The sequence below is a fragment of the Bradyrhizobium sp. WSM2254 genome, assembly GCF_000472645.1.
Classification (GTDB): Bacteria; Pseudomonadota; Alphaproteobacteria; order Rhizobiales; family Xanthobacteraceae; genus Bradyrhizobium; species Bradyrhizobium niftali.
In genome coordinates, this window is sequence record NZ_AXAB01000002.1 from 322,623 (window position 1) to 335,515 (window position 12,893).

The window sequence follows — 12,893 nt, forward strand, 5'->3', positions numbered from 1 at the left end:
ACGGCCGGACTCCGTTCCCGCTGGCCCGACATGCCCTGTGGATGCGCCGGTCCGTCGCGGCGGGGACGCCGCGGAATTGTCGCAATTCGGCAACAATGTGGTAGGAATACATCAGTATCCGCCGCCACCGCGGACCCCGTTTTTCAGCACCCATTGCCGGAATGACCAGCGCAGACACCTCGGCCGCATCCTTTGACACGGCCCCAGCTGAAGAGCCCCGACGCTGGTCGCCGCGACGCTGGCTGGCGCCCTTTGCCGTGGCGCTGGCATTGCTGTCGGGCCTGCTGACCTTCCTGGTCCTGACCGGTCTCACGCGGATCGATCCGACGCCGGAGGTGGTCCGCACGTTCTATCTGATCAATGCGGGCACGATCCTGCTCCTGGTCGGGATCATCGTCCGTGAGCTCTGGCAGCTCATCCTGGCGCGTCGGCGGGGCAGGGCGGCGGCACGTCTCCATGTCCAGATCGTCAGCCTGTTCTCGATCGTGGCGGTGCTTCCGGCCGTGCTGGTTTCCGTCGTCGCCAACGTCACCCTCGAGCGCGGCCTCGACCGGTTGTTCTCCGGGCCGACCAAGGAGGTCATCCAGAACTCGCTGAACATCGCGCGGGCCTATATGCAGGACCATGCGCAGCTGATCCGCGGCGACATTCTCGGCATGGCCAACGATATCGCGCACGCCCGGCCGCTCTACGACCAGGACCGGCGGTCGTTTCGCGAGATGCTGACGGCCAGTGCCAGCTCCCGCAATCTGCCGGGCGCGATGATCATCGACAAGAACACCAACATCCTGGAATCCGCCGACACCGGCATGCGGCTGGCCTATTCGCCACCGGCGCCGGACTTCCTCAGCAACGTCAACGAGTCCGAGCCCGAGATCGCGGTGCTGCCGGATGCGAGCTTCGTCGCGGCGGTGATCCGCTTGCGCGCCTTCAGCGACACCTTTCTCTATGTCGCGCGGCCGCTCGATCCGAATGTGGTCCACCAGCTCAAGCAGACCGAGGTCAGCGTCGCCGAATATGCCCAGATCGAGTCGCGGCGGCTCGGCATCCAGGTCGCCTTCGCGCTGATGTTTGCGGTGATCGCGCTGACCATCCTGATGGCCTCGGTGCTGATCGGGCTGAACTTCGCCAACTCGCTGGTATCGCCGATCCGGCGGCTGATGAACGCGGCCCACACGGTCTCGACCGGCGACCTTCATGTGAAGGTGCCGGTGCACCAGTCGGAGGGCGATCTCGCCCAGCTCGGCGAGACCTTCAACAAGATGACGCAGGAATTGCGCAGCCAGCGCGACGAGCTCGTCAACGCCAGCGACCTCATCGACAGCCGCCGCCGCTTCATCGAGGCGGTGCTGTCCTCGGCGAGCGCCGGCATCATCGGCGTCGACAATTCGGGCAGCGTCGGCATCCTCAACCGCTCCGCCGAGAAGCTGATCGGTCACTCCGAAGCGGAGACGCTCGGTCATGCGCTCTCCGACGTCCTGCCGGAGCTCGACGAGATGATGAAGACGGCGCGGGAAGGCACCCAGCGCCTGGTGCAGGGCCAGATCACGATCACGCGCGACGGACAGGAGCGCAACCTCTCGGTCCGCGTCAGCGCCGAGAAGAACCAGCCGCACGACAGCTACATCATCACGCTCGACGACATCACCGAACTGGTGTCGGCACAGCGCACCTCGGCCTGGGGCGACGTGGCGCGCCGCATCGCCCATGAGATCAAGAACCCGCTGACGCCGATCCAGCTCTCGGCCGAGCGCATCCGCCGCAAGTTCGGCAAGGATATCACCGAGGCCAAGGACAAGCAGATCTTCGAGCAGTGCACCGACACCATCGTGCGTCAGGTCGACGACATCAGGCGCATGGTCGACGAATTCTCGCGCTTTGCGCGGATGCCGAAACCGGTGATGGAGGGCGAGGACGTCGCCGACACCGTGCGGCAGGCGGTGTTCCTGATGAAGGTCGCCCATCCCGAGCTCGATATCGAGGCCGAGTTCAGGGAAGATCCGCTGCGCGCCCAGTTCGACCGGCGGCTGATCTCGCAGGCGGTCACCAACATCGTCAAGAACGCCACCGAGGCGATCGAGCAGGTGCCGCCGGAAGAGCTCGGCAAGGGCCGTATCGACGTCGTGGTGTCGCGCGAGGGCGAGGACGTGCTCATCGATGTCATCGACAATGGCATCGGTCTGCCCAAGGTGGCGCGCTCGCGGCTGCTCGAGCCGTATGTGACGACGCGGGCCAAGGGCACCGGCCTTGGCCTTGCGATCGTCGGCCGCGTGCTTGAAGACCATGGTGGGCGCATCGAGTTGAAGGACGCCTCCGACTTCCGTGCGGGCCAGCGCGGTGCCTGGATGCGGATGCGCTTTGCGATCTCCGGCGCGCCCGCGAAGGCCGAGGGGACCGAGCAGGCGCCGGCCGCCAGGAACGCGATCGAGCAAACGACCGCGGAAACGATCAAGGAAGCGGAAATCGCCAAGGAATCCATCAAGGACACGGAAACAAAAGGGCCGGCTGCCGAAACCAAAGAGCCGGCTGAAATGACCAATGATTCAACGAAGATCGAAGCCTCAACAGGCAGCTGACAAGACAGGCGCGACCCATGGCAAGTGAAATTCTGATTGTCGATGATGAGGCCGATATTCGGGATCTCGTTGCGGGCATCCTCGAGGACGAGGGGTTCGTCACCCGGACCGCACGCGACAGCGACTCGGCGTTGGCCGAAATCGCCAACCGCAGGCCGCATCTGGTGTTCCTCGACATCTGGCTCCAGGGCTCCAAGCTCGACGGCTTGCAGCTGCTGGAGCAGGTCAAGAAGGACAATGCCGATCTGCCGGTCGTGATGATCTCCGGCCACGGCAACATCGAGACCGCGGTCGCCGCGATCAAGCGCGGCGCCTACGACTTCATCGAGAAGCCGTTCAAGGCGGACCGGCTGATCCTGGTCGCCACCAGGGCACTGGAGAACTCGCGGCTGAAGCGCGAGGTCAAGGAGCTGAAGCAGCTCGCGCCGAGCGCAAGCTCGCTGGTCGGCCGCTCGCCCAGCATGAACCAGCTGCGCCAGACCATCGAGCGCGCGGCCAAGGCCAACAGCCGCATCCTGATCGTCGGCCCCGCCGGCGCCGGCAAGGAGCTGACTGCGCGCACGCTGCACACGGCCTCGGGCCGCGCCGACGGTCCCTTCGTCGTCATCAACGCCGCCGCGATCACGCCCGAGCGCATGGAGCACGAGCTGTTCGGCGTCGAGCAGTCCAATGGCGAGCAGCCGCGCAAGCCCGGTGCGCTCGAGGAAGCGCATGGCGGCACGCTGTTCATCGACGAGATCGCGGACATGCCGCGCGAGACCCAGAACAAGATCCTGCGCGTGCTGGTCGAGCAGTCGTTCCAGCGCGTCGCCGGCACCGCCAAGGTGCAGGTCGACGTGCGCATCATCTCCTCGACGGCGCGCAACCTGGAAGAGGAGATCGCGGCCGGCCATTTCCGCGAGGACCTCTATCATCGCCTCTCGGTGGTGCCGATCCGCGTGCCCGCGCTGTCGGAGCGGCGCGAGGATATTCCGGAACTGATCGACTACTTCATGGAGCAGATCTCGGCCGGCAGCGGCCTGCCCAAGCGGCAGATCGGGCAGGACGCGATGGCGGTGCTGCAATCGCATGTCTGGCCCGGCAACGTGCGCCAGCTTCGCAACAACGTTGAGAGAGTCATGATTCTGGCCGCAGGCGGACCGGAAGTGATCATCACCGCCGACATGTTGCCGCAGGACGTCGGCTCCATGGTGCCGGCGATGCCGACCAGCAACAATGGCGAGCACATCATGGGCCTGCCGCTGCGCGAAGCGCGCGAGGTGTTCGAGCGCGACTATTTGATTGCACAGATCAGCCGTTTTTCAGGAAATATTTCTCGTACGGCCGAGTTCGTTGGCATGGAACGCTCGGCGCTGCATCGGAAGCTGAAGGCGCTCGGCGTCGGCTGACGCCGCGACGTTGCGTTTGCGCCTCAGGGATAAGTGAGGAAAATCATCGATTTCCGTAGTTTTTCGGGGCAATACGGCGTGGCCTGCCGCGTGAAGCGGCTTGCCTAATAACGCGACCTGTCCTCTAATCGAACCGCTGTTCCTCCGAGGGGGATCTCATGAGGAACGGCAACCGGACGAGGCCCCGAATTTCACCAAGAGGGCCGCAACCGGCGCAATAAAAAGAAACTCAAAGCGAGAAAAAAACAATGGCGGCAGACCGCGCACAAAACCTACAGGACACCTTCCTTAATCACGTTCGCAAAACCAAGACGCCACTGACGATTTTTCTGGTCAACGGAGTGAAGCTCCAGGGCATCGTGACCTGGTTCGACAATTTCTGTTTGCTGCTTCGGCGCGACGGTCACTCGCAGCTTGTCTACAAGCATGCGATCTCGACCATCATGCCGGGCGCTCCGATCCAGCTGTTCGAAGGCGGCGAGGATCAGCCGGCTTGAGAGTGACCTGATTGGAACCCCGGAATTTCGACGGGGATGCCGACCGTTCGCGGCCGGCAGGGGCTAAGCAAACGGGGCGGGTGCTTGTCGTCGGCCCCTACTTGCGTGTGCGCGCGGGCGGTGCCGACGCGCAATCGGAAAGTCATGTCGTGCGAGACGCCGAGGCCCGGCTCGACGAAGCCGCCGGCCTCGCGCGCGCGATCGATCTCGTCATAGCCGACGCCATCATCGCGCCGATCAGCCAGATCCGCCCCGCCACCTATATCGGCAAGGGCAAGGTCGAAGAAATCGCCGCGCTGGCCAAGAGCCTCGACGTCGAACTCGTGGTGATGGATTGCGCGCTGGCGCCGATCCAGCAGCGCAACCTCGAGAAGGAGCTGCACGCCAAGGTGCTCGACCGCACCGGCCTGATCCTCGAAATCTTCGGCCGCCGCGCCAAGACCAAGGAAGGCTCGCTCCAGGTCGAGCTCGCGCATCTCAACTATCAGCGCTCGCGCCTCGTGCGATCCTGGACCCATCTGGAACGCCAGCGCGGCGGTTTCGGCTTCATGGGCGGTCCCGGCGAGACGCAGATCGAGGCCGACCGCCGCCTGATCCAGGAGCGCATCTCCAAGCTCGAGAGCGAACTGAAGAAAGTGCAGGCGACCCGGCGCCTGCATCGCGCCGGACGCCAGCGCGTGCCGTATCGCGTCGTCGCATTGGTCGGCTACACCAATGCCGGCAAGTCGACACTGTTCAACCGCCTGACGCGCGCCGACGTGCAGGCGGCCGACATGCTGTTTGCCACGCTCGATCCCACCCTGCGCGCGCTCACCCTGCCGCATGGCGGCAAGGCGATGCTGTCCGACACGGTCGGCTTCATCTCCAATCTGCCGACGCAGCTCGTCGCGGCCTTCCGCGCCACGCTGGAGGAGGTGCTGGAGGCCGACGTCATCCTGCATGTCCGCGACATCTCGCATGAGGACGCCGAGGCGCAGCAGAGCGACGTCGACGCCGTGCTGCGCCAGCTCGGCATCAACCCCGACGATTCAGGCCGGATCATCGAGGTCTGGAACAAGATCGATCGTTACGACGCCGAGCAGCGTGAGGAGCTTTTGAACATCGCCGCGCGCAGGCCGGAGGATCATCCGGCGATGCTGGTCTCGGCCGTGTCAGGCGAGGGGGTCGACGCACTGCTCGCCGCGATCGAGGAACGGCTTGCGGCCAAACGCACCACGCTCGATCTCTCCATCGACGCCGCCGACGGCGCCGGCATCAGCTGGCTGCATCGGAATTCCGAGGTGCTGACGAAAGAGCTGCATGACGGCCGTTTCGACATGACGGTGCGCGTGGACGAGACCAAGCGCGATATCGTGGTGAACCGGTTCGACGCGGTGCCGCATCACGCGGCGTAATCAGTTGGACAGGTCGAGGCGCATGAACTGGTTGTGTGGGCTCGCCTGATAGTCGGCGAACGGCTCGCAGGGTACGAAGCCGACACTGCGGTAGAGCGAGATCGCGGGGGCGTGCAGCGGCGCAGTGCCGGTCTCCAGGCTGAGACGCGCATATCCTCGCTTGCGGCCTTCGGCAATGATGTGGTCCAGAATGGCTCGCCCGACCCCGGTCCGCCGCGCAGTGGGCGCGGCGCGCATCGACTTCACCTCGCCATGCGTGTCATCGAGTTGCTTGAGGGCGCCGAAGCCGGCCAACGCACCATTGTGCCAGGCGGTCCAGAACGTCACGGATGCGACCGAAAGACCGCTCGCGTCCAGCGCCTGCGCGTGCTCGCCCATGACGCTGCGGAGCTCTTCCAGATGATGCGCCAGCAAGTCGGCGACATATGGCGCCGTCGGATCGTCTTGCCTGATGTCCACGTCGTCCCCTTGTGTCAGGTGGCGGTCTTGGCCGCATTCCACAGCGCGTCCATCTCCGAGAGCGACGCCTGTTCCAACGTGCGCCCCTGCGCCTCCAATGCGCGCTCGATGAACGCAAACCGCCGCTCGAATTTCGCGTTCGTCGCGCGGAGCGCGGCTTCCGGATCGGCATCGACATGGCGCGCGAGGTTGACGAGTGCGAACATCAGGTCGCCGGTCTCTTCCGCAAGCTCCTGCTTGTCGTTGCGGTCGAGCGCGGCTTCGATCTCGTCGGCTTCCTCGCGGATTTTTGCCAGCACCGCGCGCGGATCGTTCCAGTCGAAGCCGACGGTGGAGGCCTTGCGCTGAAGCTCAATCGCGCGCATCAGCGCGGGCTGGCCGGCCTTCACGCCCGCGAGCAGGGACTTGTGCGACGGCGTTGCTTCCGGCGGCCGGCGCGCAGCCCGCTCGGCCTTCTCCTCGGCCTTGATGCGGTCCCAGACTTCCTTGACGTGGGAGGAGGCGAGATTGCCGTCCTTGTCGGCGAAGACATGGGGATGGCGACGGATCATCTTGCGGGTGATCGCTTCGACGACGTCGCCGAAGGCGAACGCGTTCTGCTCCGAAGCCATCTGGGCGTGGAACACGACCTGGAGCAGGAGGTCGCCGAGCTCTTCGCGCAAATCAACGAGATCGCCGCGGGTGATGGCGTCCACCACCTCATAGGCCTCCTCGATCGTGTAGGGCGCGATGGTCGCAAAATCCTGCTCGAGGTCCCAGGGGCAGCCGGTCACCGGCGTGCGCAGCGCCGCCATGATCTCGATCAGGCGGGAAATGTCGCGGGAAGGGGTCATTGCGGGCACCGAGATGTCAAAGGTCCGGGCCTTATGCCGCAATCAGCGATGTGATCCCAGTGGAACGCGGTGCGACCGTGTTGATTTCCACCGGTTGCCCGGCCTAATCAGAGGCCTTTCTCGAACTCGTGACCGCTGGGTCTGGTACGGTCCAGGGACCTGTCGGCTGGAGCGCTTTGAGCGCCTTGAGGCTTTCTCGAATGGACAGTCGTTCATCGGTAACATCTAGTCGGCGCAGCAAGAACCACATCCAGGCCAGGTACCATCCAATCAGGACGATCACTACCGCGGCCGCAAAGGCGTAGGCCTGAAACAAGCTGGGCACGAGCAGGCACGCGAAAGTAATCACCGTGTAGGCCTTTACCTGCGTACGGAGGAGTCGATAATCGTCCTCCGAGGCAAGGACGTAGCCGCGGCCAAGCACGCCCCACGGAAAGAACAGTCGGCGCCCGTCTTCCGTGGTCTTGAAACTGCTGCTGGCCAGACGTTCAAAATAGCCCACGAGAGTCGGCCCATGAATTATCGTGTGGCGACATCCTGATACTACCAGAGCGAGCCGTAGACGGCAAATGATGGCGCCTAAGCAGACGCGGGGGAGCGGACCGCCGGATTGATGGCGCCGTCGAAGTGGACTAGGTCAAGCCCATGAGCGACGAACTCCGATCAGAGACCGCCCTGGTGCTGTTTTCCGGCGGCCAGGATTCCACCACCTGCCTCGCCTGGGCGCTCAGCCGCTTTGCGCGCGTGGAAACGCTGGGCTTCGACTACGGCCAGCGCCACGCCGTCGAGCTCGACTGCCGCGACCGGCTGTTTTTGGGGATCAGGGCTTTGCGCGCGGATTGGGCGGCAAGGCTCGGCGAGAGCCATACGCTGTCGATCCCGACGCTGGCAGCCGTGTCCGAGACAGCGCTGACCCGCGACGTTGCGATCGCGATGGGCGCCGACGGCCTGCCCAACACCTTCGTGCCTGGCCGCAATCTGGTGTTCCTGACCTTTGCCGCCGCGCTCGCCTATCGCCGCGGTATCACGCATATCGTCGGCGGCATGTGCGAGACCGACTATTCCGGCTATCCCGATTGCCGCGACGACACCATCCGCGCCATGCAGGCCGCGCTCTCGCTCGGCATGGCCAAGCAGTTCGAGCTGCATACGCCGCTGATGTGGATCGACAAGGCCGCGACCTGGAAGCTCGCGCATGACCTCGGCGGCGACGGGCTGGTCGATCTCATCCGCGAGCAGTCGCACACCTGCTATCTCGGCGAACGCGGCGCGCAGCACGATTGGGGATACGGTTGCGGCGAGTGCCCGGCGTGCAGCCTGCGGGCGAAGGGGTGGCGGGAGTATGTGGCGGGTCGCTGACGCTACACGCTTAGTGTCATCGCCCGCGCAGGCGGGCGATCCAGTATTCCAGAGACCGTGCTTGAGCCGAGAAGCCGCGGCGTACTGGATTCCCCGCCTGCCGCCTACGCTAAAGCTTCGGCGCCCCTCGACCTCAACCCCGGCGAAGCCTTGGCGTAGCCGGGTCGCGGGGAATGACAGCGTAGGGCTTGGCAAGAGCGTGCCAATTACCGAGCTAGCCAAAATCTTCCGGCTTCAACTCGATCGGCTTGCCGTGCGGCGTACGATCCGCCGCGTGATCCCAGGCGTCGCGGTAGCGGTGCAGCGTCTCGGTGGATGCGACGCCCTTTCGTGCGACGAGCCCCTCCAGCGTGGCGAGCCAGTGCAGGTAGTAGGTTTCGCCCGTATCGGGGTCGCCGGCGGCCTGCGCGCGCTTGATCTCGGAGGCCAGGGCCGCGGCCCATTCGGGCCAGGTGAAGACGCCGCGCTCGTGCAGGCTCAAGGCCATCGCAAACGCGTGCGCCTCCCACGGCGCGCGGAACACCGGGCCGTCGTCATCGCGGGGAATGCTCGGGATCGCCGCGGTCGCGGCGGCAGCAAGCGTGCTGCTCATCACGCCGGGTCCAGATACGGCTCGAACGCGTCGATCGAGACCTTCGAGGTCGGATCGCCGTCCGCGCCCCAGAGATCGCTGCCCTCGAACACGACCGTGTAGAGCCATTGCGGATTTTCGCCGAGCTCCATCGCCGCCGAATCCGGAAACACGTGGCAGCCGTGGTTGAGCTCGACCACGCCGACATGGCCGCGGACATAGCGCGGCAGCCGCGTGTGCGTCGCCGGATGAATGTTCTTCGCCCGCACGCGATCGCCGATGTTGAATTTCGCTGGAGCCGGGGCAGGGCGGGCGAACTTGCCGCGCACCATGGTGCGCTCGACGTCGTCGAGCTCCAGCTTGCCGTGCTTAAGCGCCTTGGCCGGCTGCATCGCGTGGCCCGCAGCGACCTCCTCGCGGGTGAGGTAGCCCTTCTCGATCAACATCTCCTCGAGCCCGAGGAACCACTTCTGATAATAGGAGCTCGTCAGATAGACATGCGGCGGCAGCGTCTCGCGATAGAAGCGCGAGGTGTCGATGTTGAAGGCGCCGGCGGCGCCCATCGCGCGCACCATCGCCAGCACGCGGGATTCCCACGCCGCGTGGAATACCGGCTCGTTGGGCTCGGGCTCGACCTTGCCGAACCCGTCCATGCCGCCCATGTCGTGCACGCCGTTCACGACGGCGCTCCTGGCATCTTGGGAAAGCCGGTGCCGATCATGGAGTCGCGCGTGACGAGCTCGGCGAGCTGCTCCTCGCTCCAGCCCTCCGTGCCCTCGGGCCGCATCGGCAGCACCAGAAAGCGCGTCTCGGCGGTGGAATCCCAAACGCGAACTTCGATATCCTTGGGCAGCGCCACGCCGAAATCGGCGAGCACGCCGCGCGGGTCCTTCACGGCGCGCGAGCGGTAGGGCGCGGCCTTGTACCAGACCGGCGGCAGCCCCAGCATTTCCCAGGGGTAGCAGGAGCACAGCGTGCACACGACCATGTTGTGCCGCTGCGGCGTGTTCTCGACCACGACGAGATGGTCGCCGACGCGGCTGACATGGCCGAGCGTGCCGATCGCCTTCGAGCCATCCTCGAGCAGCGCCTGCTTGAACGCCGGATCGGTCCAGGCCTTGGCGACGACGCGGGCGCCGTTGTGCGGGCCGATCCTGGTCTCGTAGGCCTGGATGATGGCATCGAGCGCGGCCGGCTCGACATAGCCTTTTTCGGTCAGGATCGTCTCGAGCGCGCGCACGCGCAGCTCGGTCTCGGACAGTTCGGAATGGTCGTGATCGTGGTGGTGATGATGTTCACTCATGAGGCGAAGATAGTCCCAGAATCCGGGCCTTGTCGAGGCGAAGACTCTGCTAACATCGGGCCATGGGATGGTGCAAACAAACCGGAATAACCGCCGCAATCGCGGCTCTTGTCGCGCTCGCGGCGCAGGATGCGCGCGCCGCGAATGGCGCCTATGCGGTGGATGCTGCCGACATCTCGGAGGTCGGCTCCTGCAAGGTCGAAAGCTGGATGTCGAGTGCTTCCAACACGGATTTCTCCGCGGTCGCCAATCCCTCCTGCGTCGTCGATCCCTTCCGGCCGATCGAGCTGAGCATGCAGACCATCCGGGCCCGCAGCGATGGCGATTGGAGCACGACGGTGGCCCCGAAAGCCAAGACGAATTTCATCCCGACCGGCATCGGCCGGTGGGGATTGTCGGCCTATGGCGGTGGATCGTTCGACGCGACGACCGGCGAGGCGCTGTCCGCCTTTGCCGTCATCCCCGCGACCTTCCGCCTGTCCGAAACCATGCGCATCAACGTCAATGGCGGCTGGCTCTGGGATCGCACCGTGGATCGCCACTACCTGACCTACGGCATCGGCTTCGACTGGAAGTTCACCGACACGTTGCAGTGGACGATCGAGGCCTTTGGCCAGGCCGGCGCATCCGAGATCGCAAGCGTCGTGCAACCGCGCTTCCAGACCGGCGTCCGCTACCGGCCGAACGAGATCTTCTCCGTCGACCTGATCTACGGCCGCAACATCACCGGCGAAAACGCCAACTGGATCACCATCGGGACCACCATCCGGTTTCCGGTCCGCGGCGGCGAGCCGGAGCATCGGCGCACCGGGCATTTGTGACCACCAGGGAAAAACAAGCAGCGGGCGGCAGAACCCGCGTCAAGCCATTGATCGCGCCGCGGACAGTCCGTATACGCCGCGCAGGGACAAAAGCGGCCCGGCCAACGGGCGGCACGACGCAACGACAATCGAGGGGGAGGACCCATGGCCGCTAGCTCGCAGGCGCCTGAGGCGAAAGGGTTTCGCTGGAAGCTGGTTGCACCGCTCGTGGTGTGGCTGGCGATCTATCTGTGGCCGGTGCCAGCAGGGCTCAACGTCAATCAGTGGCACTATTTTGCCGTGTTCGCGGCCGTCATCACCGGGCTCATCCTGGAATCGATGCCGGTCGGCGCGGTCGGCCTGATCGGGCTCACGGTCGCAGGCGTCGGTGGCTATATCGATCCCGATCCGACCAAGTCGCTGCGCTGGATGCTGGCGGGCTTTGCCGAGAGCACGGTGTGGCTGATCGTCGGCGCCTTCGTGTTCTCGATCGGCTATCGCAAGAGCCAGCTGGGTCGGCGCATCGCGCTGGTGCTGGTGCAAAAGCTCGGCCGCAACACGCTCGGCCTCGGCTATGCGGTCGCGATGTCGGACTTTCTGCTCGCGCCGGCAACGCCCTCCAACACCGCTCGCAGCGGTGGCATCGTCTATCCCATCATCAGCAACATCCCGCGCATCTACGGCTCCGAGCCAGGACCGACCGCCGGCAGGATCGGCACCTATGTGATGTGGACCGCGTTCGCGGCGACCGCGGTCACCAGCTCGCTGTTCTTCACCGCGCTCGCGCCCAATGCAGCGGCGCTGGCGATCGCCAAGAAGACCGTCGGGGTCGAGGTGAGCTGGGGCCAGTGGTTCATCGGCTTTGCGCCGCTCGGCATCCTCCTGATGATCCTCGTCCCGCTGCTGAGCTACGCGATCTGCCGGCCCGAAGTGAAGCGCAGCCCCGAGATCTCCGAATGGGCGGCAAAGGAGCTCGCGGAGATGGGCCCGATGTCGCGCAACGAGTGGATCATGCTGGCGCTGATCGTGCTCGCGATGTTCCTGTGGATCGCCGGCTCCAGCCCGGACATCCACGTGCCGCTGCTCGGCTCGAATTTCGTCAACGCCACCACCGTCGTCTTCATCGTGATCTCCTTGATGCTGGTCACGGGCGTGATCGAGTTTGCCGACATCGTCAGCGAGAAGAGCGCATGGGAGGTGTTCTTCTATTTCACCTCGCTGCTGACGCTCGCCTCGGGCCTCAACGAGATCGGCTTCATCAAATGGTTCGCGAACGAATACGCAAAGCCGCTCGCGGGGCTGTCGCCGTCAACCGCGATGCTCCTGCTGGTCGCACTGTTCTTCTGGATCCACTATTTCTTCTCCAGCATCACCTCGCATGCCGCCGCCGTGCTGCCCGTCGTGCTCGCGGTCGGATCGGGCATCGCCGACCTACCGGTCACGACGCTCGCCATGCTCTGCATGTATTCGCTCGGCCTGATGGGCGTGATCTCGCCTTATGCCACGGGGCCGGCGCCGATGTATTTCGGCAGCGGCTATATCGGGAAGGGCCAGTTCTGGGGCTTTGGGCTGATCTTCGGGCTGCTCTATTTCGCCGGGCTCCTGCTGATCGTGCTGCCCTGGTTGCAGTTTGGCAGGTAAGCCGGGTCGAAGGCCGATAGCCCCCGGCAGATGAATTTTCTTCGCCGGGGCGGGATTTGGAAAACTTCGTCC

Annotated in this window: 13 protein-coding genes; 7 read left to right on the forward strand and 6 right to left on the reverse strand. The window is 65.0% G+C overall.

What is annotated here, in order from left to right:
• Positions 1 to 161 precede the first annotated feature (161 nt).
• From A3M7_RS0104035 to hflX, 4 genes are all read left to right on the forward strand, one after another.
• Positions 162 to 2,576, forward strand: a complete 2,415-nt coding sequence (locus A3M7_RS0104035; protein ID WP_027542768.1) for a PAS domain-containing sensor histidine kinase — start codon at positions 162 to 164, stop codon at positions 2,574 to 2,576.
• Positions 2,577 to 2,593: 17 nt separating this feature from the next.
• Positions 2,594 to 3,964, forward strand: a complete 1,371-nt coding sequence (locus A3M7_RS0104040) for a sigma-54 dependent transcriptional regulator (protein ID WP_027542769.1) — start codon at positions 2,594 to 2,596, stop codon at positions 3,962 to 3,964.
• A gap of 248 nt (positions 3,965 to 4,212) precedes the next feature.
• Entirely contained in the window at positions 4,213 to 4,461 is a 249-nt protein-coding gene (gene hfq, locus A3M7_RS0104045) for an RNA chaperone Hfq (protein ID WP_007591126.1), read from the forward strand.
• Positions 4,462 to 4,472: 11 nt separating this feature from the next.
• Positions 4,473 to 5,855, forward strand: a complete 1,383-nt coding sequence (gene hflX, locus A3M7_RS0104050) for a GTPase HflX (RefSeq protein WP_027542770.1) — start codon at positions 4,473 to 4,475, stop codon at positions 5,853 to 5,855.
• Here hflX and A3M7_RS0104055 read toward each other — a convergent pair whose 3' ends face one another.
• The 3 genes from A3M7_RS0104055 to A3M7_RS0104065 all read right to left on the reverse strand — a co-directional run bounded on the left by A3M7_RS0104055 (position 5,856) and on the right by A3M7_RS0104065 (position 7,649).
• Positions 5,856 to 6,314 carry a GNAT family N-acetyltransferase gene (locus tag A3M7_RS0104055; protein WP_027542771.1) on the reverse strand — a complete coding sequence of 153 codons (459 nt, stop codon included), beginning with the start codon at positions 6,312 to 6,314 and terminating at the stop codon, positions 5,856 to 5,858.
• A gap of 14 nt (positions 6,315 to 6,328) precedes the next feature.
• On the reverse strand, positions 6,329 to 7,147 hold the full coding sequence (gene mazG / locus A3M7_RS0104060) for a nucleoside triphosphate pyrophosphohydrolase (protein WP_027542772.1): 819 nt from the start codon (positions 7,145 to 7,147) through the stop codon (positions 6,329 to 6,331).
• A 103-nt stretch (positions 7,148 to 7,250) separates the two neighbouring features.
• Positions 7,251 to 7,649: a hypothetical protein gene (locus A3M7_RS0104065; protein ID WP_027542773.1), complete on the reverse strand. Its 399-nt coding sequence runs from the start codon at positions 7,647 to 7,649 to the stop codon at positions 7,251 to 7,253.
• Positions 7,650 to 7,792: 143 nt separating this feature from the next.
• Here A3M7_RS0104065 and queC point away from each other — a divergent pair, with 143 nt between their 5' ends.
• The gene (gene queC, locus A3M7_RS0104070; protein WP_027542774.1) at positions 7,793 to 8,506 is read left to right on the forward strand and encodes a 7-cyano-7-deazaguanine synthase QueC; all 714 of its coding nucleotides are present in this window, start codon (positions 7,793 to 7,795) and stop codon (positions 8,504 to 8,506) included.
• A gap of 214 nt (positions 8,507 to 8,720) precedes the next feature.
• On the opposite strand, the gene A3M7_RS0104075 is transcribed toward queC, so the two are convergent.
• Genes A3M7_RS0104075 through nthA form a run of 3 tightly spaced genes read right to left on the reverse strand, consistent with a single transcriptional unit; the run spans position 8,721 to position 10,380 of the window.
• Entirely contained in the window at positions 8,721 to 9,098 is a 378-nt protein-coding gene (locus A3M7_RS0104075) for a nitrile hydratase accessory protein (RefSeq protein WP_027542775.1), read from the reverse strand.
• The gene (nthB, locus tag A3M7_RS0104080; RefSeq protein ID WP_027542776.1) at positions 9,098 to 9,757 is read right to left on the reverse strand and encodes a nitrile hydratase subunit beta; all 660 of its coding nucleotides are present in this window, start codon (positions 9,755 to 9,757) and stop codon (positions 9,098 to 9,100) included. The genes A3M7_RS0104075 and nthB overlap by 1 nt, the downstream gene beginning before the upstream one ends.
• Entirely contained in the window at positions 9,754 to 10,380 is a 627-nt protein-coding gene (nthA, locus tag A3M7_RS0104085) for a nitrile hydratase subunit alpha (RefSeq protein WP_027542777.1), read from the reverse strand. Before nthA ends, nthB begins: the two co-directional genes overlap by 4 nt.
• A 62-nt stretch (positions 10,381 to 10,442) precedes the next feature.
• Between nthA and A3M7_RS0104090 the strand changes: the two genes are divergently transcribed.
• Together A3M7_RS0104090 and A3M7_RS0104095 are read left to right on the forward strand one after the other, a co-directional pair.
• Positions 10,443 to 11,201: a hypothetical protein gene (locus A3M7_RS0104090; protein ID WP_027542778.1), complete on the forward strand. Its 759-nt coding sequence runs from the start codon at positions 10,443 to 10,445 to the stop codon at positions 11,199 to 11,201.
• 144 nt (positions 11,202 to 11,345) lie between these two features.
• Positions 11,346 to 12,821 carry a DASS family sodium-coupled anion symporter gene (locus A3M7_RS0104095; RefSeq protein WP_027542779.1) on the forward strand — a complete coding sequence of 492 codons (1,476 nt, stop codon included), beginning with the start codon at positions 11,346 to 11,348 and terminating at the stop codon, positions 12,819 to 12,821.
• Positions 12,822 to 12,893 lie beyond the last annotated feature (72 nt).